We start from the raw sequence: 22,516 nt of genomic DNA, 5'->3' as shown, positions 1-22,516 counted from the left end.
AATGAAAGCAGTTGTTTTAGCGGGTGGTAAAAGTTCCCGAATGGGACAGGATAAAGCCCTCATGAAGATGAGTGGAAAAACGATGATACAACATGTTGTGGATAATTTGGCGAAAGTATTCGATGAGGTTTTTATTTCCGGAAACCGTTCAGGTGATCCTGTTCCAATGAATGTGATTAAAGATCGATATGAGCAAAAAGGTCCTATGGAAGGAATTCGGTCTGCTTTAGAGCACTGTCAGGAAGATATTTTCGTATGTAGCTGCGATATGCCTTTTGTTTCTACGGAATTGATGAAAGATATTCTTCAAAGAAGAGCAGAAAATAAGATCAGTATCGCGGAATGTGAAGGTAAAGTATATCCGGTTTTAGGCATTTATCCTTATGTGGTTCTTGATGTTTTAGCAAATTCAATTAAGAATGACCGCCTGAGAATGACCCGATTTCTGGAACAGCAAGATGCTCATTATATTCAGTATGATGAATCCTTTAGACCACAGTTTTTGAATATCAATACACCGGAAAGCTTTTGGGAGGCAGAACGTATGATAAATAAATTAGAATTACTTAAAATCAGGACAGATGAAACTTAAAATATTTGGCAAACTCACAGACATCTTTAAAGTAGAAGAATACGATCTTCCATTGCACAATACAGCCAGTGTTGCTGAACTCAGATCGCAATTGTTCGAAAAATTTCCTGAATTGGGGAAAACCACTTTTTTAGTCGTTGTGAATGGAGTGAAAGCAGAAAACCAGCACTTGATTTCAGGTGAAGCAGAAATTGCATTATTACCTCCCTACTCAGGAGGTTAAAAAAATACATTACCATGAATATAAACAGATATAGCAGACAGATTATACTTCCGAATTTTGGCGTTGAAGCACAGGAAAAGCTTGCCCGTTCATCAGTTTTAGTGGTTGGAGCAGGCGGATTGGGATGCCCTGTTCTCCAGATTTTGGTCTCTTCAGGAGTCGGAGTGATAGGAATAGCAGATTCTGATAAAGTAGATCTGCACAATCTTCACCGTCAGTTTTTATATGACGAGCAAGATGTGGGAACTCCAAAAGTCGTTGCAGCCCTCGAACATTTGAATACCATGAATTCTGAAACCGAAATAGTCGCTTTTCAGGAGCTGGTCACCACACAAAATGTTCTTTCATTGATCCATAATTTTGATGTGATCGTAGATTGTACCGATAATTTTATGACAAGATACTTATTGAATGATGCCTGTTTTCTTTTGAAAAAACCTTTGGTGTATGCTTCTATCTTCAGATATGAAGGTCAAGTGGCGGTTTTCAATGTTGAAAAAGTAAATTCGGTGACACAATACCGGGATCTTTTTCCGATACCGCCAAATCCTAATGAAGTTCCGAACTGTAATGAAGCAGGAGTTTTGCCGTCCCATTCATCCGTTATTGGTACTTTTCAGGCTAATGAAGTCATCAAATTGCTGATCGGCTCAGATGAGGTTTTGGTACATGAGTTACTGATCTTTAATACCAAAAATTACCAGTCGCTGAAAATGACTTTTACTGAAAATAAAGAAAGATCAGGACCGAAAACCATAGAGGAATTCAAAAATTTCAATTATGATGTATTCTGTAATATCCATAAAGGTGATGACATCAGCTCGCATTCAGCTTTAGAAGAATTTCTGAATCAGAAAAACAGTGTTCTTATTGATGTAAGAGAAACTGAAGAACAACCGAGATTGAAAGCTTTAAACGCTCTGGAAATTCCATTGGCATCACTTGAACAACATTTACAATCATTAAAATCCTATCAAAACATCTGTTTCATTTGCGCCTCAGGAATCCGAAGCAAAAAAGCGGTGGAGATCACAAAAACTTATTTTCCGGAAAAAGAGATCAGGCATTTCCCGACCGGAGCAAAATCAGTTTATCATGAAAAAAATTAAGAATATATTTATAGAAGGTCCTATTGATCCTGCATTCGTTGCCGAAAGTATTGCTAAACACACGGTAAAAACAAGTATTGGTGGTCATAGCATATTCCTGGGTCAGGTTCGGGAAGACAAAATCAACGATAAGAAAGTTGAATCTATAGAATTCACAGCTTATCAGGAGATGGCATTGGAAAAAGCCCATGAAATCCGTGAAGAGATCATAACCAAATACGGACTTACCTGCGCTCACATCTATCATTCATTGGGAAACATCAAAGTGGGGGAGATCTGTCTTTTTGTGTTTACTTCAGCTCCACATCGTAAGGAAGCCATCAATGCATGTGACGAAATGGTGGACAGGATCAAAAAGGAAGTTCCGTTGTGGGGGAAAGAAATTTTGGAGGATAAATCTCACTCCTGGAAAGAAAATAAACAATAAAGTATGGTTAATATCACACATAAAACAAATACACTCAGGAAAGCTATTGCAGAAGCCGTTGTCAGCGTCAGTTCACAGGAGACGATCGATGCTATTGTGAATCAAAAAGTTCCGAAAGGAAATGTTTTTGAAATGTCCAAAACAGCAGGTTTATTCGCAGCCAAAAAAACGAGTGATGTTATTCCGGACTGTCATCCGCTTCCTATAGAATATACCTCTATTCAGTTTGAGATCATGGATTTGGATATTCATATCACTTCAGAAATTCATACGATCTATAAAACCGGGGTAGAAGTGGAGGCGATGCATTCCGCTTCAATCGTTGCCCTTACCATGTATGATATGCTGAAACCGATCGATAAAAACATTGAGATCAAAAACATCAGGCTGCTTGAGAAAAAAGGCGGAAAATCCGATATCAAAGATTCCGGTGAAGGGATCACAGCATCTGTAATTGTGTGTTCGGACAGTATTTTTGAAGGTAAAAAAGAAGATAAAGCAGGAAAAGCCATTATTTCATCCCTTGAGAAAAATAAGGTAAACATTAATGATTATGTGGTTATTCCTGATGAAATTACTGAGATCCAGAGCAAGATCAGGCTGTATGCAGAAGACGGAATCTCGTTGGTAATGATTACAGGCGGAACCGGGCTTTCGAAACGAGATGTCACTCCCGAAGCTGTTCGTCCGTTGTTGGACAGAGAAATTCCCGGAGTTGCCGAAGCGATCAGAAATTATGGTCAGCAAAGAACTCCTTATTCGATGTTATCGAGAAGTCTTGCCGGGATGATCGGTGATACTCTGGTGATCGCACTTCCAGGCTCAACAAAAGGAGCCGAAGAGTCGATGGATTCTATATTCCCGGGGATTCTGCACATCTATAAAATACTGAACGGCGGAAAGCATTAAAGATTGCTGATAAAAATCAGTATATTAAAAGATAAAAAACTCTTTTAATTGAAGTTGAAATCTTACCTTTGTTCTATAAAAGACAAAAAGGTATTAATATTCTATTAAAACTAAAATGGATAAAAATCAATTAAAAGCAGGACATCCCGTTCACACTTATCTGGTGGAAGAGGAGCTGATCGATACATTACTGGAAGAATTGCTTCAAACAGATCCGAAGGAAGAATTTCAGAAATTTTATAACCTTTTCAACCACTTGTCAACCGTTGAGAGGAGATTTGAGCGAAAAGAAAATCAACTGTTTCCTTTTCTGGAGCAAAAAAGGTGGACCGGACCTTCCAGAAATATGTGGTCTTTCCATGATACGATCCGGGATATTTTCAGGATCATCAGAAAAAATATTGAAGAAAAAGATCTGGATTCCGCAAAACAAAACATAGAATATGCGGGTCAGAACTTAAGAAATCTGATGCAGGTGGAAAAAATGGTTCTCTTCCCGAATGCAATGGAGATCCTTACCGATGAAGAATGGATAAAAATGAGAGAAGGCGAAGATGAAATCGGCTGGATGCTGAGTCAGCCACCCGCAAAATATCCGGAAGAAGAGCAGTATGTACATCCTTCCGAAGATAAAACCATAAGAACCGATGTAAGTTTTGATGAAAATGCATCACACTTTGATGAAGGATATATGACAGTGGAACAGGTGAATCTTTTATTCAGAACATTGCCGCTGGATCTTACCTATGTGGATGAAAACGACAGAGTGATTTTCTATAACCGTGGAGACATTCGTGTTTTCCCGAGAAGTGCAGGAATTATCGGAAGAGAAGTGCGTTTTTGCCATCCTCCGAAAAGTGTGGATACCGTTCTGAAAATATTGGAAGCTTTCAGAAAAGGAGAGCAAAATGAAGCATCGTTCTGGTTCAATTATCGTGACAAGTTAATCTATGTACGATATTTTGCCGTAAGAGACGCACAGAAGAACTATCGAGGGGTTATCGAAATGTCTCAGGATATTTCGGAGATCAAAAAGATCGAGGGAGAAAGAAGACTTTTGGAATGGGAGTGATGATTATCATGAAAAATAAAATACCAAAAACTCTTTTATATAAATTCGAATATATATCTTTGTAATATAAAAATAACAAATGTTTTCTAAAACCTGTGAATACGCCATTCGTGCACTGATCTTCATCGCGCAGAAGTCCAAGGACGGAAGCAGAGTAGGGATCAAAGATATTTCATCAGGAATAGATTCCCCGGAGTATTTCATTGCCAAAATACTACAGGAACTCAGCAGAAAAGGTTTTGTACAATCTGCAAAAGGACCCAACGGTGGTTTTTATATGGATGAAAATAACCTCGAGCAATCTATAGCAGATATTGTAAGAGAGATAGACGGAGACAAACTTTTTTCAGGTTGTGGTTTAGGACTCAGAGAATGCTCGGAAGATCATCCTTGTCCTATCCATAATGATTTCAAACATATCCGTAAAGAAATAAGAGATATGCTGGAAAACTCCAAGATCAGAATGTTTGTCAAGAACTTAGATTTGAAACTGACTTTTTTAAAAAAATAAAATATTTATCAGAATCAATTAAAATCGAGTTTTAAGCAGTGACAAATAAAACACTAAAAGGTATTTATATCTTGTTAAATTGAATAAAATTATTTTAAGCCAAAAAACGTAAACCAATCAAAATGAAAAAATCCATCTTCATCACTGCCGTTTTGTCTGCGTTCATCAGTATGAATTCATGCAAACAAAATCCATCCGCTGCCACAGATAAAACAGCGGATGCCGAAAAAATAGCTACTGACGGTTCATCAGAAGAACAAAAACTGGTTGCTCCGCCTTATGTACCTGCTCCTGTAGGAGAGAGAGCTGCCAAAAAAGTCATTGTAAGACTGGAAATTATTGAAAAAGTCGGTGAATTGGCAGATGGAACGCAATATAACTTCTGGACATTCAACGGAACAGTTCCCGGTAGTTTTATCCGCGCAAGAGTAGGAGATGAGATCGAGCTTCACCTTAAAAACAATGAAAACAGCAATTTTCCTCATAACATAGACCTTCATGCCGTGAACGGTCCCGGAGGAGGAGCAGAAGCCACATTTGTAGCACCAGGAACAGAGAAAGTATTCAATTTTAAAGCCTTGAATCCCGGACTGTATGTCTATCATTGTGCAACAGCACCTGTAGGAATGCATATCGCCAACGGAATGTACGGTTTGATCCTTATCGAACCGGAAGGAGGTTTACCGAAAGTAGACAAGGAGTTTTACATCATGCAAGGAGATTTCTACACCAAAGGAAAATTCGGGGATAAAGGATTACAGGAATTTGATATGGACAAAGCCATTGCAGAACATCCTGAATATGTAGTGTTCAACGGACATACAGGTGCTTTGCTAGGTAAAGGGGAACTTCAGGCTAAAGTTGGAGAAACAGTTCGTTTTTATGTAGGAAACGGAGGACCCAACCTTACCTCTTCTTTCCACGTTATCGGTGAGATCTTTGACAAAGTATACATAGAAGGAGGAAGCAAGATCAATGAAGATGTACAAACTACTTTGATTCCACCGGGAGGAGCTACAATCGTAGAATTTAAAGCAACCGTTCCGGGAGAATATGTGATCGTAGACCATGCCATTTTCAGAGCATTCAATAAAGGAGCTTTGGGAAAAATAAAAGTGACGGGTCCTGAAAATCCGGCCATTTATAAGAAAAATTAAATTAAAGTAAATATATAGTTGAAAGGGTATTATTACTTAGGTCTCATTGGGGATTATAAAAAGGGAAATCATGAAAGGTGTATTAGTAATATTTTTTATAATTGTTATCAGTCAGGTTTCCTGTTCCGGTCACCGCGATGTTTCTGATACGAAGCCCCACGTTCAACACCATCCGAACAAAGTCTCCAGCTCAAAAAAAATGGTAAAAATAGATGGGGGAACGTATAAAGCCTTTATTGGTAAAGATTCAGGGAGAATCGTAAAAGTTAAAACATTTTATCTTGACGAAAGTCCTGTTACCAATGGAGAATATCTCGAATTCCTGAAGAAAAATCCCCAATGGGCCAAAAGTAAGATCCTAAGACTATATGCAGATACAACCTATCTGAAAAACTGGAAGAGCGATTTTGAAATTCCTGAAAACTTAGGTCCGGAAACGCCTGTCATCAATGTTTCCTGGTATGCCGCAAAAGCGTATGCCGAAAGTGTAGGGAAAAGACTTCCGACAATAGATGAATGGGAATATGTAGCACTTGCGGACAGAGATTCCAAAGATGCTTCCCAAAAGCCGGAGTTTACAGAATTTATATTGAAATCCTATCAGAAAAAAGATAAAAGCAAACAGCCTGTAAAGCATTCACAACCTAATTATTACGGTGTTTATGATATGTACGGAATGGTGTGGGAATGGACCTATGATTTCAATTCGGTGATGATGAGCGGGGAATCCAGAAAAGATAATACCACCAATGAATCTCTATTCTGTGCAGGCGCGGCAGTTACATCAGCGGATCTCAGAAATTATGCGGCATTTGTCCGGTATGCACTCAGAGGAAGCTTGAAAGCCGATTACTGTCTCAACAACCTTGGATTTAGATGTGCGAAAGATTAATTAAAGTTTAAATAAAATGAAAAGTCTATTATATTTTTTGTTGGCACTGGTTTTATTCTCCTGCAGCAAAAAAAACGAACCTTTGAAACCTGATTCCATATACAATCTGGCTTCTGAATGGGAAAAACAGGACGGAAGTAAAATAACCTTCTCCGACTTCCAGGGAAAAGTAATTGTTACCACCATGATCTTTACCTCATGCAAAACGGCTTGCCCCAGACTGGCTGATGAAATGAGAAACATTTCTAAAATGGTAGGAAAAGTAGACAGTGATGACATCCAATATGTTTTGATCTCTATCGATCCTGAAACAGACACGCCGGAAGTTATGAAAGCCTATATGGAAATCAATAAATTTAAGGATGATGAATGGACTTTCATCCGAAGTACAGAAGCAGAAACAAGGGAATTGGCTAATATCATGGCTGTGAAGTATAAAGAAATTTCACCGATAGAATTTTCTCACTCCAATATCATCAGTGTCTATTCTAAAGAAGGAATACTCGCTTTCCAGAAAGAGGGCTTAGGAAATGATAATGAAGCCCTTGTAAAAGAAATCAAAAAACAATTAGAATTATAATCCGAAAAGTATTTAACAATGAAAAAATTATTATTAGCAGCATTACTGTTATCACTTAGCATCACCGCTTGTTCAGACAAAAAAGAAACAGTAGCAACAGATACAACAAACGCTACAGAATCCAATATAATGCTTGATGAACCTAAACCGGCAGACTCTTCAGAGATTACATCCACAGCTGCAGCAAGCGGTCCTGAAGCTGAAATTGCAGAAGGAAAATCATTGGTGGAAGGTACAGACTGCCTTGGTTGTCATAAGCTAGACTCAAAGTTAGTAGGTCCTGCTTATCAGGAAGTGGCTGCTAAATATACAGAAGCAGATATTGATCAGCTTGCACAGAAAATCATTGACGGAGGTAAAGGCGTTTGGGGAGATATTCCTATGACACCACATGCCGGAATGAGTAAAGAAAATGCACAGAAAATGGTAAAATATATTCTTTCATTAAAAAAATCATAAGAATATAAATCCTTAAAAAAAACAAAAAATTTTAAAACAATAAAAGATAAAAAAGTATTAAATTATGAATATAAAGACAGATTTTATAGGCGAAATAGTGGCGGAAGATTTTAGAACTGCTGCAATATTCAAAAAGTACGGAATCGATTTCTGCTGCAAAGGAGGCAGAACCATCGAAGAAGCCTGCGAAAACAGAAAGATCGATACAGAACCCATCTACGAAGAAATAGAAAACCTTTCAAAAAGAGATGACAATTCTATTGATTTCAACAGTTGGCCATTAGATTTACTCGCAGATTATGTAGAGAAGACACATCACCGCTATGTGGAAGAGAAAACACCTGTTCTTCAGGCATTTTTAGACAAGCTTTGTAAGGTACATGGTGGAAGTCATCCCGAACTGTTTGAGATCAGAGAGCTGTTTGATGCTTCTGCACAGGATCTGGGAGCACACATGAAGAAAGAAGAACTTATGCTTTTCCCATTCATTAAAAACATGGTTAAAGCACAGATTGACGGAAGTGCAATTCCACAGCCGCCATTCGGAACAGTGGAAAATCCGGTGAACATGATGAAGCATGAACACACCGTAGAAGGGGAAAGACTGAGAAAGATTGCAGAACTTACTGATGAATACACTCCTCCGGCTGATGCCTGCAACACATATAGAGTAACTTTCTCAATGCTTCAGGATTTTGAAAATGATCTTCACAAGCACATTCATCTGGAAAATAACATCCTTTTCCCGAAAGCAATTAAACTGGAAAAAGAATTTCAGTAAAGTACAACATTAAAAATTGAGTATATGACACCTAAAAAATTATGGATCTGGCTCACGGCGGTCATTCTGGGTTCCTTTGCGGTACTTATTTTCTATGGCGTGGAGATCTACAGAAAGATTCCGCCGGTTCCCGACAAAATTGTAACTACAGATGGTACCATTATAGCAACCGGACAGGACATCAAAGACGGACAAAATGTTTGGCAATCTATCGGGGGACAGACCGTTGGAAGTATATGGGGACACGGAGCATACATCGCGCCTGACTGGAGTGCCGACTATCTTCACCGCGAATCACTTCTTCTTCTGGAAGAACTGGCTAAAAAAGATGGAAAAGTTTATAAAGATTTATCCGACGATGAACAGGCGAAATACAAGGTTCTTCTGAAAAAAGAAATCCGCAAAAATACGTTGGACGAAGCCACAAACACCATTGTGATCAGTCCGGAACGTGCTAAAGTACAGGCAGAACTGGCTAAGTATTATGCAAAAATATTCATGGATGATCCGGAAATGGCAAAGCTGAGAGATCAATACGCTATTCCGAAAAATACAGTTAAGACTCCCGAAAGAATGGCAAAAATGAATGCCTTCTTCTCATGGGCAGCGTGGGTTTGTATCACAGATCGTCCCGGCGATGAGGTTTCATATACCAATAACTGGCCTCATGATGAGATGATCGGTAATATTCCGCCGCCTTCATTGCACTTATGGTCAGGTTTCAGTGTCCTGATGCTGTTGGGTTGTGTAGGTTTACTCGTATTTTATCATGCCCGTCATAAAGAAGAAGAACTCAGCGAGAAACTTCCGTTGGAAGATCCTTTAAGAAATATGAAGCCAACTCCTTCCATGAGGGCTACGTTAAAATATATCTGGGTTGTTGCTCTTCTGATCCTGGTTCAGATGCTTGCAGGGGTAGTTACCGCACATTACGGGGTAGAAGGAAGTGCTTTCTATGGATTTCCGCTGGATGAGATCCTGCCACAATCCATTTCCCGAAGCTGGCATGTTCAGCTGGCTATTTTCTGGATTGCAACCTCATGGTTGGCAACAGGATTATATATTGCACCTGCCGTTTCAGGATACGAACCAAAATATCAGGTACTTGGGGTGAATGTTTTATTCGGGGCATTGCTGATCGTGGTTTTAGGTTCATTGGCAGGACAATGGTTCGGAGTAATGCAGAAATTAGGGTATGTTGATAATTTCCTTTGGGGACATTCCGGATACGAATATGTAGAATTGGGTAGAGTATGGCAGATTTTACTATTGGTTGGGCTTATTTTGTGGTTGGTATTGATGATCAGAGCCTTATTACCTGCCTTGAAGAAAAAAGATGCCAACAGACATTTACTACTTTTATTCACGCTTTCTGCAGTAGCGATCGCATTGTTCTATGGAGCAGGATTAATGTACGGAAGACAAACACACATGGCAATTGCCGAATATTGGAGATGGTGGGTCGTACACCTTTGGGTAGAAGGTTTCTTTGAAGTATTTGCAACCGTTGTAGCAGCATTCTTATTTACAAGATTGGGATTATTAGGATTAAAATCCGCTACCAATGCCGTATTGTTCTCTACCATTATTTTCCTTGCAGGGGGTATCTTAGGAACATTCCACCACTTGTATTTCAGTGCTACACCTACCGCAGTATTGGCTTTAGGAGCTACATTCAGTGCATTGGAAATTGTTCCGTTGGTATTGATTGGGTTTGAAGCATGGCAGAATTATAAGATCAGTAAATCCACAAAATGGATCAGAGCTTACAAATGGCCGATCTACTGCTTCATTGCTATGTGTTTCTGGAATTTCTTAGGAGCAGGGATCTTTGGATTTGCGATTAATCCGCCGATTGCGCTATACTATATTCAGGGCTTGAATACAACAGCTGTACATGGTCATGCTGCATTATTCGGAGTGTACGGAATTTTAGGAATCGGATTGATGATGTTTGTATTGCGTGGATTGTATCCGGACAGGCACTGGAATGATAAACTCATTGGATGGGCATTCTGGCTTACCAACATCGGCTTATTGGTCATGGTTACCATCAGTTTACTTCCTATTGGCATCATGCAGTCTGTTGCATCTATTAAAGAAGGATATTGGTATGCCCGTTCCGCAGAATTCATGCAAACCGATATGATGCATACCTTACGCTGGCTGCGCGTGCCCGGGGATGTGTTGCTTGCTGTGGGAGAACTGTTGATCGTCATTTTCATTATCGGACTTAAAACAGGATGGTCATTAAAAGAAAAGAGATAATATAATCAACTTGAGCTGCTGCTGAAAGGCGGCAGTTCTTTTTAAAATTTGAAGATATGAAAAGGAATGAAAATTTAGTACCACTATCAAGAGATCATCATTTCGGATTGTTGTGCAGCTGGAAGATCCGTGAAGGGGTAAGAAAGAATATTATTTACGACAGGATCAAAAAATATATCAACTATTTTTGGCAGGAAAGCCTGAGCAAACATTTTGAAATAGAGGATACCGTATTGCCGGAACCGGAAAATGAAAGCCTTCAGTTTCAGATGCAGAAAGAACATTCTGAAATAAGAAAGCTGATTAATACTGTGAATCAATCTCAGAATCCCAGACTTTTAGAAGATTTTGCAGATGCTTTGAGTGGGCATATACGTTTTGAAGAACGAATGTATTTTCCACATCTGGAAAACCATTTATCAGATGATGAAATGACGGAAATAGGAAACAAACTGAGCCTTATCCATCAGAAAGAGCAGGACAACTATCCGGATCAGTTCTGGAAATGATTTTTATCATTAATTTTAAACAGTATGACAACTTATAAACAGGCAGGAATAGGCGAGTACCTCTATTTGGCAATGGGGATCTGCAACGGCCATAAAGTGGTGATGGGAGTAGGGTATACCTACGAATATGCTGATAAAAAGGCAAAAGAGTTTGAATTGGCAAGCAAACGATTGGTAAAATATGTTGACATTTCTCTGATAAAAACAGGAGAAAAAGAAAAATGCAGGACCCTGAAAAAACTGGATTAATCTTCATTTTTCACGAAATGTTATTTGAATAATTCAACTTATACCCTTATCTTTGAAAAGAGATAAGAAAGTCTTATTATAAATATTTCTTTTCGTGCTACTTATGGACAGATTGATTCGATTCGGACATTTATTTTTTACCATTTTCACTTTGTTACTTTTTTTTGGCTGTAAAAAAGAATCTGGCCATCAGAAAAATAGCGCACAAAATTCATTTGTTTTTGTTGCAGCAGCGGCTAACCTCAGAGATGTTCTGGAAGAATTAAAAAAACTTTATATAACGGAAAATCCCGGTAAAAAAATAGAACTTACCTTCGGATCTTCAGGATTATTGACTCAGCAGATCGTCAATGGAGCACCCTTTGATCTCTTTCTCTCCGCAGATTCCTCTTTCATAGAGAAAATTAAAAACGAAAACAGGAATTTCGGTAAAGCCGAAATATATGCATTAGGAAAAGTAGCGATGTGGAGCTCGGCATTTGATCTTTCAGAAGGTTTGCAAACATCATTGAACCCCGAAATAAAAAAAATCGCAATTGCTGATCCTGAATTGGCTCCATATGGGAAAAATACCGTTCAGGCTTTGAAAAATACAGGAATCTATCCAAAGATCGAACACAAAATAGTCTGGGCGGAAAACATTGGTCAGGCTGCACAATTTGCCGCTACAGGGAATGCTGATCTCGCTTTTATAGCCCTTTCTACAGCTATGAGCAAAGAAATGAAAGCTAAAGGGAATTATTATCTCTTGTCGGAGAACGAAGCAGCTTCAATCCCACAAAGCGGCATCCTGCTGAAAGGAAAAAAACAGACAGAAGCCAAGCAGTTCTTTGATTTTATAAGAAACAGAAAAACAGCACAGATCTGGCAAAAATACGGATACCAAACTGAAATACGACACTAAATGCTAGATCAGGAATTTATCTACACATTATTCCTAACAGGAAAATTAGCATTGGTGACCACTTTGATACTGATCATCATAGGCATTCCTGTGGCATATTGGCTCACCTATTCCCGTTTCAAGCTGAAATTTGTTCTGGAAACTCTTATTTGTATGCCAATGGTACTGCCTCCTACCGTAATGGGATATTATCTTTTGGTGGCTTTCAGTCCGGAAAATGCGTTCGGGAAATATCTTCAGGAATGTTTCGATGTCCGGTTGGCTTTTTCGTTCAATGGAATTGTTGTGTCGAGTATTATTGCTAACCTTCCGTTTATGATCCAGCCTTTACAGAATGGATTTTCAGCGTTGCCTGATGAACTTAGACAAGCTTCCTACACGATGGGAAAATCAAAATTGGTTACCCTTTTCCGCGTGCTTATCCCCAATATAAAGACTTCCGTTATTACAGCTATTGCGCTCACTTTTGCGCATTGTATAGGGGAATTCGGGATTGTGATCATGGTGGGAGGAAATATTCCGAAGGAAACAAGAATTGCCTCAGTGGCTATTTACGATCAGGTTCAGGCACTTAATTTTGAAGCAGCCAATAAGTATGCATTTGTCCTTTTCATACTGTCTTTTTTAATCTTGCTTCTGATTTACAGTATTAACCGCAAAATTAACTTTACAACTTTCCGATGATTGAGATCCACCTAAAACATCAGATTTTTACCTCTTCGGGAAGTAAAATGTTAGAGGTTAATGAACAGCTGGAAACAGGTGGGATTATACACGTTTCAGGAGATTCGGGGATTGGAAAGACTGTGTTTTTTAAGATCATGGCAGGATTGCTTACACCGAATTTTGGGGCGATTAACATCAACAACGAAACGGTATTGGATACTGAAAACCGGATTTTTCTTCCTCCGCAAAAACGTAATACAGCATTGATGTTTCAGAATTATGCTTTGTTTCCGAATATGACGGTAAGACAGAATATTACTTTTGCACAGAAGGAAAAAAACACTGAAAAAATCGATCGTTTACTGGAAAAATTTAACCTTAAAAACTTTGAAAATGTTTTCCCATCAAAACTTTCAGGAGGGCAACAGCAGAGGATTGCATTGGCAAGAGCTTTGGTTCAGGATGCTGAGATCATTCTCCTTGATGAACCGCTTTCCGCAGTGGATCCTTTAATGAGAAAAATAATGATGACGGAGATCGTTGAACATCAAAATAATGGAGCGACGGTTTTTATGACCAATCATAGCGAAGAGGAACTCAGTGCTTTTCCGTGTAGAAAATTGATGATTAAATGAAAATAATGTAGTAATGAAAAACTTTAATTTCTGGCTGAAGCTTTGCCTGTTCAATTTCTTCATAGTATCGGTGGTCGGTGTTATGATGAGGTATAATCTCGCATTTTCACTTCCGGGATTTTCTCATAAATTCATGCAGGAATCGCATTCTCATTTTGCATTTTACGGATGGGTTTCGGCAGCGATTTATCTTTTTGTTACGAAATACCTGACTGAAAGTGATGCTGGAATTGCCGTTTCAAAGTATCAGTTTTTGCAGATTTTTAATCAGATCGGTTCATACGGAATGCTGATTACTTTTCTTTATGGAGGGTATTTCTGGCTTTCCATCGTGTTTTCTTCAGTAGCTTTATTTACCGGTTTTGCTTATTATCTATTTTTACTGATTGATCTTAGGAAAAATAAGAATCCTGAAACCATTTGGCTGAAGTCAGGAGCATTCTTTGCTACATTGTCGGCGATCGGAATTTTCGGGTTGGGATATTTTTCGGCAAGGAAAGACGAGTTCGATGTGCTGTTCAGAGCTTCTACCTATTTTTATCTTCATTTTCAGTATAACGGATTTTTCCTGTTTTCCTCCATAGGTTTGTTTTTGATCTCCCTGAAAAAATACGGCGTTCAAATTCAGGAAAAACTGAATAAAACCATTTTCCGCTTATTGGCTGTTGGATGCTTTTTCGGATATGGACTTTCCATTTTATGGATAGATATGCCGGAGCTCCTTCACATCTTTTTCGGTGTGATTTCTATCCTTCAGATTATAGGAGCAATTAAACTTTGGAGATGGTTCGAGCAAACCAAACTATTCAAAAAACAGCATGTCATACAAAAATGGCTTCTTGTGGTTGTAGGCTTTGCATTTTTAGGAAAATTCATTCTTCAGATCTTATCGGCAATTCCTGAACTGGGAATTTACGCTTTCAGCAATATCAATATCGTGATCGGGTATTTGCACTTGGTTTTACTGATGGGAGTGAGTCTTTTCCTGATCTGGAAAATGCTGCATCTGGAAAATATCAAGATCAACAAATTCCTTCAGACCAGTATTGTGATCATGATCTTCGGGATCATATGTAATGAGGTTATTTTGGGACTTTCGGGATTCTTTTCCATCGTTTACATTCCATTTTTAAGTGCAAAATACTGGCTGCTTTTTGCTTCGGTGGTCATTATGATCTCGATCGGGATGTTTATCAGAGCTTTAAGAATAAAGAATTACATCAATAAAGAATTTAAAAATATCAATCTAAACCAATTTAATAAATAATGAACAAAAAACCAGTACACAATTTTCATATTCCTGTAATGGGACTGGCTTATACCATAGACAGTCCGATCCGTGTTGCCCAGTTTGGAATTTCTTCCGTAGTGTCTATTATCGATGATGAGATCGTGGAAAGAATGAGAGATTTTTACAGTAAGAAATTCAATTTTGATTATTCTGCCATTTCCATAAAATCGGAAGATCACAGAGCGAGAAGAATCACGGCATATCTGGATATGATGGATGATATTGTTACGAAAAAATGTAAATATTTTAAAGAAGAAATTACCAAAAACACAGAAAGCTTAAAACAGTTTATCGGAATGTTGCCGAGTACTTCCGATTTCAAAAAAGGATTACAGAACATTCTCGATAAGAAAAACGATTTCGCAGCAGACATTAAAAAATTCATTGATGAAAACCTTTTTCCGGGCGAAATTGATGTCAACATCATGACCAAAGTAGATAAGGACAACTTCGTGAAGGATGTACAGCTTCCTACGATTTATAATGATGCCCATGCTTCTCTGCGTGGTTTTGCGAAGAGTAAACTGTCTTCATCTGTAGTGTTTTCAGCAGGGATGAATCCCAGATTATACAGCTATCTGGAGGAATTTGAACACTTTTTTCCTAATGAAAACGGAGAACTGAAAAAGAAGATCATCATCAAGGTAAGTGATTTCCGTTCAGCGATGATCCAGGGAAATTTTCTTGCAAAAAAAGGACTTTGGGTTTCGGAATACAGAATAGAATCCGGTTTGAATTGTGGTGGTCATGCTTTTGCTACGGACGGACTTTTGATGGGTCCAATCATGGAGGAATTCAAACAAAAAAAGAGTGAACTCCAGTTTTCGGCATATTCTTTATGGAGCGAAGCATTGAAACAAAAGGGTAAAACGGCTCCTTCCAAGCCTTTAGACATTAAAATTTCTGTACAAGGCGGTGTAGGAACTTCTGAAGAACACGAATTTCTTCTCTCAAATTATAATGCAGACAGTGTAGGATGGGGTTCTCCGTTTTTGTTGGTTCCGGAAGCTACTTCTCTCGATCAGGAAACAAGAGATCTTCTGGTGAAAGGAAAAGAAGAAGACTTCTATCTGAGCAACATATCACCATTGGGAGTTCCGTTCAATACAATCAAAGGAACAAGCAATGAGATCATCAAGGAAAAAAATATAGCAAAAAGTAAGTTCGGGAGTTCATGTCCTAAAAAACTTTTGGCTTTAAGCAAAGAATTTGATCCGAAAGGAACCTGTACCGCTTCAAAAAAATATCAGGATATCAAAATGGATGAGCTGGAAAATAACAGAGCAAATCTTACAGATAAACAATACGAAAAAAGCAGAAAAAATATCACCGATAAATCCTGCCTTTGTGTAGGTCTTGTCAATTCCGCTTATCTGGAACACGGATTGCCGATAAAAGGTGAGAAACAGGGAGTTGTTATTTGCCCGGGACCTAATCTTAGCTTTTTCGACAGAGAACTTTCACTTTCGGAAATGGTTCGCCATATTTACGGATACGAAAATGTTTTGCCGGACGAACGCCGTCCAAATGTCTTTATCAACGAATTGAAACTGTATGTGGATCATCTTAAAAACGAAATAGCCGATTTTTCTGAAGAGATCACCAAATCTCAGGTGAAAAAATGGGAGAGCTTCAAAGCTAATTTACTGAAAGGAATTGCTTATTATGAAGATCTTTTTGCCCATACAAACTATTTCAGATCAAAAGTAGACCGTATTTTTTCTGAACTGAAATCATACAGATCAAAAATTGATCAGATCCAGATTCCGCAGTTATAAGCTGTAGAATTTAAAATACTCCTGGCTCATTCATCAGCTTCATTACACTTCCAAGATCTTTCAGATCTTTGATCTTATATTGGAACATGATCATCACTTTTTCCTTTACAGCAACAGCAAGGTGATGAATGGGACAGGGATTTTCCCCATTACATAAGGATAACCCTAAAAGACATGAGGTAAGAACTTCCTTACCTTCAAAATTTTCATAGATGTCTTTGATTGTCAGATTCTCAAATTGTTCATCATCGAGATAAAAACCACCACCTTTTCCTTTTCCTGAAGAAATCAGTTTTTTTCTGGTCATATGCTGTAAAATTTTGGAAGTGAAAGGGGTAGGGGTGCCTATTTTTTCCGAAATATCTGCGATCCCAATCTTCCGCCTTTCAATGGCAAGTATAATACATGCTTTTATTGCATACTGACATGTATTCGAAAATATCAACATTTATTCTTATTAATGATTAAACTACTAACTTGGTTGTAAAAATACAAAAACCTCGCCGAAACCATAGATTTTAGGAGATTCATATTTGGTATAAAGTTGAAGTGAAGCTTAAAAAAATGAAAGCCACTAAAATTCTAATGACTTTCATCGATCAAGACAAATTATTTCAGTTTGAAATTAGGCGCAATTTTCAGAGCAAGCCACGTCCACGTTTGCAGATCTTTTGGTTCTGAAACATTTTTAAGGACTTTCATACTGTCACTTGCAAACATAAAGGAATGACCTAGGTTTACCGTGATCACTTTCCAGAATTTTTGGATGAGAACCAGATCCAGTTCGCTTCCTAAATAAGATGAATATTTTTTTTCCAGATTATTCTCACCCAGTTTTCCGTTTGTAGTGAAAATGTGCAGGTTACCCGTAATTATGGAGTTAGAATTAAACTTAAAAGTAGATTTAAGATAATAATCATTCAACCCGAAACCGTTAAAATGGCTTGTTCCAAAATAAAAATAATCCATAAACCCATTATGCAGGTGATTGGTTCCATACAAAGGGCTGAACGATCTGTTTTCTCCGGAATAAGTATCATAACTCCTACCGGAAAGCCATTCCGTCCCGGCAACAATATTAATCTTTGGATGAATCAGAAAATCTGAATTGATTGAAAACTGATAAGCAGACTTGGTCTGAGCGCTTGTGTTTTTACCCGTTTGATAATATGCTGAACCGAAAAAACCAATGTTTTCGAAATATTTTTTCGCATTGATTCCCATTGTCAACATATCATAATGGGTACCTGATGGATTTTGCAAAATATTATTCAGAGCGATGGCTGAGAATAGGAATTTGTTGTTTCCGGTAAATTGATAATGCAAAACCTGAAGTGATTTTGTGATTTCTCCACCCTCCGAAATGCTGTAAATCTCTTTTTCGGACAAATCATTGGTATCATTATCATCATTGTTGTAGGTGATTGCAGCTTCGATTTTAGAATTCGGACTTAGGGTATAAATACCTTTCAAAGTTTCAAAACTTCGTCCCTGCATCATCCAATCCAATGTCCCAAGTAAACGTTCGTTGTCGTAGGAAAGAATCTGTTTCCCTAGTTTCAAAGAAAATTGGCCTGAAAACTGATATTTTGCCCAGGCTTCATGAATGGTGAAGTTCTGATTTTTTCCTGTATTGGAAGCTGTTTCTCCCCATGTTCTTACATCCTGTGCACTGAGGTAAACTTCCAGGTTTTTATAATAATAATCTATTCCGACTCGAGCACGGGAAAGAACAGTTGTCTCTGCAGATTTCCCTTTTGGAATGAGGGTTCTTGCTCCATTATCCAGTTCTGCTCGTGTTCGCAGATCAATGTTCATTTTCAGACTATCCATTTGTGCATTGGCCAATCCGAAAGCGAGGCTTAAAATGCCTAAAGTAATTTTGTTCTTAAACATTTCATTAAGGTTCAGCGGTTATTTTATAAGTTTGATGACAAGCAACACAGTTGTTGAGAAGTTCATTCATTTTCACCTGAATTTCCTGTCTGTCGTATTTTTGCTTGGCCATTTTTGACATTACATCAAAAAGTTCATGGGTATGAAAGCCCATTTGTTTGAACTCATAGGGTAAAGATCTTACCAATCCCTGAGGAATGGTATTTATCTTACAGGCTCCGGATTGCTGACCAACACCGGCGACCATATTGGGATCGTTTTTAGCAATTCCGTCATTGATCTTTTGTACACTTTCCAAGAAACCCCGCATTTCTGCCATCACATATTCACGGTTTTCTTTGGTCATTTTTATCTCGGATCTGCTGTCTTTTTTAATGATCACTTTTTCGCCCTGATAAAAGAATTTATAGACCAGAACAACATTCAGAATGATGGATATCATCATCATCATCAGTAACATGAGGTTTTTTTTCATTTTTTTTAAGTTTTTATTATTAACAAGGTCTTTCACATCCCGATTTGGTATAGAAATGCCAGTTGACAGCTGTAGCCATTACGCAACCCACTACCAAAAACCAGAAAAAGAGCCTTGAATCACCTGTCATCATTCTGGATTGTGTGATCAAAACATTGAACACAAAAGGTCCGAAAGCGGCCACTGCTGCAGTCCAGCCTATAACTCCGGCTGCTTTTCTCGGAGAATCTGAGAAAATGACTGGGAATTGCTTGAACGTTGCTGCATTTCCAATTCCTGTGAAGAAAAAGATGGCTAAAACGATAAATAGGAAACCCTCGAACTGATCGGGAGAAGTAGGTGTTAAATATCCTCCGAGAATCAATCTGCAAATCAGGATGATCAATGCTATTCCGGTAACCTGTGTAAGTAATGCACCTCCGATCTTATCAGCAACTTTTCCAAAGATCACTCTGGATGCTGAACCAATAAGCGGTCCGTAAAATGCAAACTGTAGCGGATCAAGGTTTTTGTCTAAAGGAACATACAGGTTTTTGATCATCATAGGGAAGGATGCCGAAAATCCTGCAAAAATCCCGAAGGTCATGATATAGGTCATTGTACAGTACAGGGTATGTTTATCCTTGAAGATGTCCAATTGCTCTTTGAAAGATGCCTTTACCGGAATACTTTTTAATGAGAACCATGCCCAGATTCCAATGATAAATAGTGGAATAACATAGATGAACGCAATATTTTCCAAGTAGATGGTTTTACCTGTTTCCACAATGATCTCGCCACCTCCCATGAATGAAAAGATACTTAAACTGATCACAAGTGGTGAAAGCAACTGTACCAGGCTTACTCCAAAATTACCGATTCCAGCCTGAATACCGAGTGCGGTTCCGGCTTCTTTTTTCGGGAAAAATAAGGATGTTGAAGGCATAAAAGATGAAAAGTCTCCACCACCGATTCCCAACAAGAATCCAATCACCATAAAATAAGTAAAGGATGTCTCAGGATTCATAACGGCAAATCCAAGCATGACCACAGGAATGATCTTGATGAGTGAACTGACAGAAACTACCTTTCTGGTACCATAGATAGGAATTAGAAATGTATTGACAATTCTTAGAAGCCCTCCCGCTAATCCGGGCATTGCTCCCATCCAGAATAGCTGGTCATCTGTGAAGTGAAAGCCAATGTGAGGAAGTTTGATAACGATGACGCTGTATAAAAACCAGGTCGCGAAAGATAAGGTGAGAGCCGCAGTTGTAATGGTCAATGTTTTCCATGCTGTTTTTTTGCCGCTGCGTTTCCAGAATTCTTCGTTGGAAGAGTCATAGTTGGTGAGCCAATGTGAATCATTCATCTTTTTAGTTGTTTATTTTTGGGTTTAATGTTAATCTTTGTTGCAATTGACATGTTCAATTCTATCCTTAATGTGTGGTGCTTCTTTATGTGTCATTTTTTTGATTATTGTATTCATCCAGAAAAGAGATAAGGCTGAAACCAGGAACACGAAAATCCATGAGCTGGTCCATAATCCTGAAAAATCTAGGAGATAACCAAATAAGATAGGTCCAATGAAGCCTCCTAAACCACCGATAAGCCCTACCATTCCACCAACAACACCCACTTCATTCGGAAAGTATTCAGGGATATGTTTGTAGACGGCCGCTTTACCGATTCCCCACATAATGCCAATAAGAATGACAAGAATGGAGAAAACCCATATATGTGCTTCAAATTTGATGAGGGTAACGCCCTGTGCTAAAAGTTGTTTTTTCTGTACTTTTTCATTGTGTTTTACCAAAACTTCCTGCCATGAAAATGATTTGGGTAATACAGAGGTTTGCTGAGGTATTTCAGGTTTTGAACTGATGCTGAATTCCCCGTTATCAAGAATAATCTTATCTTTTTCAATGGTTTGAACTGTTCCTGTTTTTTTTGCAGTGATTCCTTTTCCCGGTGTCAAAATCTCCATTTTAGGAAGCATCAATAATCCGCTTAAGACCAGAGAAGAATAGAGTACCCAGTACATGACTTTTCTGGCCCCGAATTTATCTGAGAGATAGCCTCCAAATGCACGGATCACACCGCTCGGTAAACTGAATGCGGAAGTAAGAAGTCCTGCTAAAACCAATGTAGTTTGGTAAACACTTACATAATAAGGCAATAACCATTGCGAGAAAGCAACAAACAGGCCGAATACCAGAAAATAATACAGACCGAATCGCCAAACCCTGATTTTGCTTAAAGGATTAAGAAGCTGTTTTACTGATTTGTTCTGAACTGCTGCTTTTTTATTTTCAACAAAAAACAGGAATATAAATCCGATGATCGTTAACGTAATTCCGTAGATGATGGGAAGCATTCTCCATCCGTTTTCCGGATCATCAGCAGATAGATAATTGAGCAGAGTAGGAGCAAAAAATGTAGTAAGAGCAGCTCCTGCATTTCCCATTCCGAATATTCCCAATGCACGTCCCTGCCATTCTTTCGGGTACCAAGCAGAAGTGAAGGCAATACCTACGGCAAATGCTGTGCCCACCATTCCGAATAGGACACTTAATAACAAATAGATCCAATAAGAATCTGCAAAATATAATAAAAATAAAGGTATGCTGCAAAGTAAAAGTAAAGTTGAGAATACAGGTTTTCCTCCATATTTATCTGTTAAAATCCCTAAGGGAAGTCTCATGATAGAGCCTGAAAGAATAGGGATTCCCAAAAGCCAGCCTGTTTCTACCACAGACCAGTTGAAAATATTGTTGTCAACAAGATAAGTAACTAAAACACCGTTTAAAGTCCAACAGGCAAAACAGATCGTAAATGCCAAAGTATTCAGAAACAGAATTCTGTGGGCGGAAGATAAATTTGCGTTCATTGTTTCGGTTTTTTTTAATAATCTAGTTTACTTGCACAAAGATATTATAAATAAGACATTTTTGTCTTATTATAGATTTTTTTTCTATTTTTGTGTCATAAATCATGTTATTCTATACATAAAGCGATCAATGGAGTATATGATTCGAGGTTGTATTATCATCATTTCAAGTAATTAAAATATTCATTATGAGGAGTATTACGCGGATGGAAATTATCCTATATGTTCAGAAGCAGAAAAAAAGTACACATTTTTACTCAGCCT

General features: G+C 38.2%; 25 protein-coding genes. 20 read left to right on the top strand and 5 right to left on the bottom strand.

The genetic code is table 11. The features are described 5' to 3' along the window. Position 1 precedes the first annotated feature (1 nt). From DEU39_RS05860 to DEU39_RS05765, 20 genes are all read left to right on the top strand, one after another. On the top strand, positions 2–592 hold the full coding sequence (locus DEU39_RS05860; protein ID WP_120231272.1) for a molybdenum cofactor guanylyltransferase: 591 nt from the start codon (positions 2–4) through the stop codon (positions 590–592). After that, a complete protein-coding gene (locus tag DEU39_RS05855; protein ID WP_042721872.1) occupies positions 582–815 on the top strand; it encodes a MoaD/ThiS family protein in 234 nt (77 codons plus the stop codon). Before DEU39_RS05860 ends, DEU39_RS05855 begins: the two co-directional genes overlap by 11 nt. A 14-nt stretch (positions 816–829) precedes the next feature. Next, positions 830–1,924, top strand: coding sequence for a ThiF family adenylyltransferase (locus tag DEU39_RS05850; RefSeq protein WP_120231271.1), 1,095 nt, complete (start codon positions 830–832; stop codon positions 1,922–1,924). Then, positions 1,911–2,351: a molybdenum cofactor biosynthesis protein MoaE gene (locus tag DEU39_RS05845; RefSeq protein WP_120231270.1), complete on the top strand. Its 441-nt coding sequence runs from the start codon at positions 1,911–1,913 to the stop codon at positions 2,349–2,351. The genes DEU39_RS05850 and DEU39_RS05845 overlap by 14 nt, the downstream gene beginning before the upstream one ends. Positions 2,352–2,354: 3 nt before the next feature. Further along, complete coding sequence (gene moaCB, locus DEU39_RS05840) at positions 2,355–3,260, top strand: bifunctional molybdenum cofactor biosynthesis protein MoaC/MoaB (RefSeq protein ID WP_120231269.1); 906 nt, start codon at positions 2,355–2,357, stop codon at positions 3,258–3,260. A 115-nt stretch (positions 3,261–3,375) separates the two neighbouring features. Then, positions 3,376–4,332, top strand: coding sequence for a DUF438 domain-containing protein (locus DEU39_RS05835; RefSeq protein WP_120231268.1), 957 nt, complete (start codon positions 3,376–3,378; stop codon positions 4,330–4,332). Between the two features lie 79 nt (positions 4,333–4,411). Then, positions 4,412–4,843 carry an RrF2 family transcriptional regulator gene (locus DEU39_RS05830; protein WP_042721877.1) on the top strand — a complete coding sequence of 144 codons (432 nt, stop codon included), beginning with the start codon at positions 4,412–4,414 and terminating at the stop codon, positions 4,841–4,843. A 122-nt stretch (positions 4,844–4,965) separates the two neighbouring features. Continuing rightward, on the top strand, positions 4,966–6,000 hold the full coding sequence (gene nirK, locus DEU39_RS05825) for a copper-containing nitrite reductase (RefSeq protein ID WP_042721878.1): 1,035 nt from the start codon (positions 4,966–4,968) through the stop codon (positions 5,998–6,000). 70 nt (positions 6,001–6,070) lie between these two features. Next, a complete protein-coding gene (locus tag DEU39_RS05820; RefSeq protein ID WP_120231267.1) occupies positions 6,071–6,892 on the top strand; it encodes a formylglycine-generating enzyme family protein in 822 nt (273 codons plus the stop codon). A 16-nt stretch (positions 6,893–6,908) separates the two neighbouring features. Beyond that, complete coding sequence (locus DEU39_RS05815) at positions 6,909–7,472, top strand: SCO family protein (RefSeq protein ID WP_042721880.1); 564 nt, start codon at positions 6,909–6,911, stop codon at positions 7,470–7,472. 18 nt (positions 7,473–7,490) lie between these two features. Further along, positions 7,491–7,931 (top strand): c-type cytochrome, encoded by a 441-nt coding sequence (locus tag DEU39_RS05810; protein ID WP_120231266.1) that lies wholly within the window; start codon positions 7,491–7,493, stop codon positions 7,929–7,931. 64 nt (positions 7,932–7,995) lie between these two features. Next, complete coding sequence (ric, locus tag DEU39_RS05805; RefSeq protein ID WP_042721882.1) at positions 7,996–8,712, top strand: iron-sulfur cluster repair di-iron protein; 717 nt, start codon at positions 7,996–7,998, stop codon at positions 8,710–8,712. A gap of 24 nt (positions 8,713–8,736) precedes the next feature. Beyond that, positions 8,737–10,980 (top strand): nitric-oxide reductase large subunit, encoded by a 2,244-nt coding sequence (locus DEU39_RS05800; protein ID WP_042721883.1) that lies wholly within the window; start codon positions 8,737–8,739, stop codon positions 10,978–10,980. A gap of 56 nt (positions 10,981–11,036) precedes the next feature. Next, entirely contained in the window at positions 11,037–11,489 is a 453-nt protein-coding gene (locus DEU39_RS05795; protein ID WP_120231265.1) for a hemerythrin domain-containing protein, read from the top strand. Positions 11,490–11,513: 24 nt separating this feature from the next. Continuing rightward, positions 11,514–11,738: a hypothetical protein gene (locus DEU39_RS05790; RefSeq protein ID WP_120231264.1), complete on the top strand. Its 225-nt coding sequence runs from the start codon at positions 11,514–11,516 to the stop codon at positions 11,736–11,738. 151 nt (positions 11,739–11,889) lie between these two features. Continuing rightward, positions 11,890–12,642, top strand: coding sequence for a molybdate ABC transporter substrate-binding protein (gene modA, locus DEU39_RS05785; protein WP_227942455.1), 753 nt, complete (start codon positions 11,890–11,892; stop codon positions 12,640–12,642). Then, entirely contained in the window at positions 12,643–13,326 is a 684-nt protein-coding gene (modB, locus tag DEU39_RS05780; protein WP_042721886.1) for a molybdate ABC transporter permease subunit, read from the top strand. Then, positions 13,323–13,943 carry an ATP-binding cassette domain-containing protein gene (locus DEU39_RS05775; RefSeq protein ID WP_120231262.1) on the top strand — a complete coding sequence of 207 codons (621 nt, stop codon included), beginning with the start codon at positions 13,323–13,325 and terminating at the stop codon, positions 13,941–13,943. Before modB ends, DEU39_RS05775 begins: the two co-directional genes overlap by 4 nt. Before the next feature lie 13 nt (positions 13,944–13,956). Next, positions 13,957–15,210: a hypothetical protein gene (locus DEU39_RS05770; protein ID WP_042721888.1), complete on the top strand. Its 1,254-nt coding sequence runs from the start codon at positions 13,957–13,959 to the stop codon at positions 15,208–15,210. Continuing rightward, positions 15,210–17,012: a hypothetical protein gene (locus DEU39_RS05765; protein ID WP_120231261.1), complete on the top strand. Its 1,803-nt coding sequence runs from the start codon at positions 15,210–15,212 to the stop codon at positions 17,010–17,012. The genes DEU39_RS05770 and DEU39_RS05765 overlap by 1 nt, the downstream gene beginning before the upstream one ends. Positions 17,013–17,022: 10 nt before the next feature. Here DEU39_RS05765 and DEU39_RS05760 read toward each other — a convergent pair whose 3' ends face one another. The 5 genes from DEU39_RS05760 to DEU39_RS05740 all read right to left on the bottom strand — a co-directional run bounded on the left by DEU39_RS05760 (position 17,023) and on the right by DEU39_RS05740 (position 22,252). Continuing rightward, the gene (locus DEU39_RS05760; RefSeq protein ID WP_050009576.1) at positions 17,023–17,460 is read right to left on the bottom strand and encodes an RrF2 family transcriptional regulator; all 438 of its coding nucleotides are present in this window, start codon (positions 17,458–17,460) and stop codon (positions 17,023–17,025) included. Between the two features lie 161 nt (positions 17,461–17,621). Continuing rightward, positions 17,622–18,908, bottom strand: a complete 1,287-nt coding sequence (locus tag DEU39_RS05755; protein ID WP_042721890.1) for an alginate export family protein — start codon at positions 18,906–18,908, stop codon at positions 17,622–17,624. 4 nt (positions 18,909–18,912) lie between these two features. Continuing rightward, entirely contained in the window at positions 18,913–19,383 is a 471-nt protein-coding gene (locus tag DEU39_RS05750) for a hypothetical protein (protein WP_147367556.1), read from the bottom strand. 19 nt (positions 19,384–19,402) lie between these two features. Further along, the gene (locus tag DEU39_RS05745) at positions 19,403–20,734 is read right to left on the bottom strand and encodes an MFS transporter (protein ID WP_120231259.1); all 1,332 of its coding nucleotides are present in this window, start codon (positions 20,732–20,734) and stop codon (positions 19,403–19,405) included. A gap of 30 nt (positions 20,735–20,764) precedes the next feature. Beyond that, a complete protein-coding gene (locus tag DEU39_RS05740) occupies positions 20,765–22,252 on the bottom strand; it encodes an MFS transporter (RefSeq protein WP_120231258.1) in 1,488 nt (495 codons plus the stop codon). Between the last annotated feature and the right edge of the window lie 264 nt (positions 22,253–22,516).

This window comes from Chryseobacterium sp. AG363 (genome assembly GCF_003610675.1).
Lineage (GTDB): Bacteria > Bacteroidota > Bacteroidia > Flavobacteriales > Weeksellaceae > Chryseobacterium > Chryseobacterium cucumeris.
The sequence above is the reverse complement of the archived record's forward strand: the minus strand, read 5'-3'. Positions and strand labels throughout refer to the sequence as shown.

Excerpts from the sequence above, each read along its gene's own strand:
- DEU39_RS05775 (WP_120231262.1), top strand. The coding sequence starts at position 13,323 with ATGATTGAGATCCACCTAAAACATCAGATTTTTACCTCTTCGGGAAGT.
- DEU39_RS05820 (WP_120231267.1), top strand. The coding sequence starts at position 6,071 with ATGAAAGGTGTATTAGTAATATTTTTTATAATTGTTATCAGTCAGGTT.
- DEU39_RS05770 (WP_042721888.1), top strand. The coding sequence starts at position 13,957 with ATGAAAAACTTTAATTTCTGGCTGAAGCTTTGCCTGTTCAATTTCTTC.
- nirK (WP_042721878.1), top strand. The coding sequence starts at position 4,966 with ATGAAAAAATCCATCTTCATCACTGCCGTTTTGTCTGCGTTCATCAGT.
- DEU39_RS05750 (WP_147367556.1), bottom strand. The coding sequence starts at position 19,383 with ATGAAAAAAAACCTCATGTTACTGATGATGATGATGATATCCATCATT.
- DEU39_RS05835 (WP_120231268.1), top strand. The coding sequence starts at position 3,376 with ATGGATAAAAATCAATTAAAAGCAGGACATCCCGTTCACACTTATCTG.
- DEU39_RS05815 (WP_042721880.1), top strand. The coding sequence starts at position 6,909 with ATGAAAAGTCTATTATATTTTTTGTTGGCACTGGTTTTATTCTCCTGC.
- DEU39_RS05765 (WP_120231261.1), top strand. The coding sequence starts at position 15,210 with ATGAACAAAAAACCAGTACACAATTTTCATATTCCTGTAATGGGACTG.
- modB (WP_042721886.1), top strand. The coding sequence starts at position 12,643 with ATGCTAGATCAGGAATTTATCTACACATTATTCCTAACAGGAAAATTA.
- DEU39_RS05845 (WP_120231270.1), top strand. The coding sequence starts at position 1,911 with ATGAAAAAAATTAAGAATATATTTATAGAAGGTCCTATTGATCCTGCA.
- DEU39_RS05810 (WP_120231266.1), top strand. The coding sequence starts at position 7,491 with ATGAAAAAATTATTATTAGCAGCATTACTGTTATCACTTAGCATCACC.
- DEU39_RS05855 (WP_042721872.1), top strand. The coding sequence starts at position 582 with ATGAAACTTAAAATATTTGGCAAACTCACAGACATCTTTAAAGTAGAA.
- DEU39_RS05795 (WP_120231265.1), top strand. The coding sequence starts at position 11,037 with ATGAAAAGGAATGAAAATTTAGTACCACTATCAAGAGATCATCATTTC.
- DEU39_RS05790 (WP_120231264.1), top strand. The coding sequence starts at position 11,514 with ATGACAACTTATAAACAGGCAGGAATAGGCGAGTACCTCTATTTGGCA.
- DEU39_RS05755 (WP_042721890.1), bottom strand. The coding sequence starts at position 18,908 with ATGTTTAAGAACAAAATTACTTTAGGCATTTTAAGCCTCGCTTTCGGA.
- DEU39_RS05760 (WP_050009576.1), bottom strand. The coding sequence starts at position 17,460 with ATGTTGATATTTTCGAATACATGTCAGTATGCAATAAAAGCATGTATT.
- DEU39_RS05745 (WP_120231259.1), bottom strand. The coding sequence starts at position 20,734 with ATGAATGATTCACATTGGCTCACCAACTATGACTCTTCCAACGAAGAA.
- DEU39_RS05860 (WP_120231272.1), top strand. The coding sequence starts at position 2 with ATGAAAGCAGTTGTTTTAGCGGGTGGTAAAAGTTCCCGAATGGGACAG.
- moaCB (WP_120231269.1), top strand. The coding sequence starts at position 2,355 with ATGGTTAATATCACACATAAAACAAATACACTCAGGAAAGCTATTGCA.
- DEU39_RS05830 (WP_042721877.1), top strand. The coding sequence starts at position 4,412 with ATGTTTTCTAAAACCTGTGAATACGCCATTCGTGCACTGATCTTCATC.
- ric (WP_042721882.1), top strand. The coding sequence starts at position 7,996 with ATGAATATAAAGACAGATTTTATAGGCGAAATAGTGGCGGAAGATTTT.
- DEU39_RS05800 (WP_042721883.1), top strand. The coding sequence starts at position 8,737 with ATGACACCTAAAAAATTATGGATCTGGCTCACGGCGGTCATTCTGGGT.
- DEU39_RS05740 (WP_120231258.1), bottom strand. The coding sequence starts at position 22,252 with ATGAACGCAAATTTATCTTCCGCCCACAGAATTCTGTTTCTGAATACT.
- DEU39_RS05850 (WP_120231271.1), top strand. The coding sequence starts at position 830 with ATGAATATAAACAGATATAGCAGACAGATTATACTTCCGAATTTTGGC.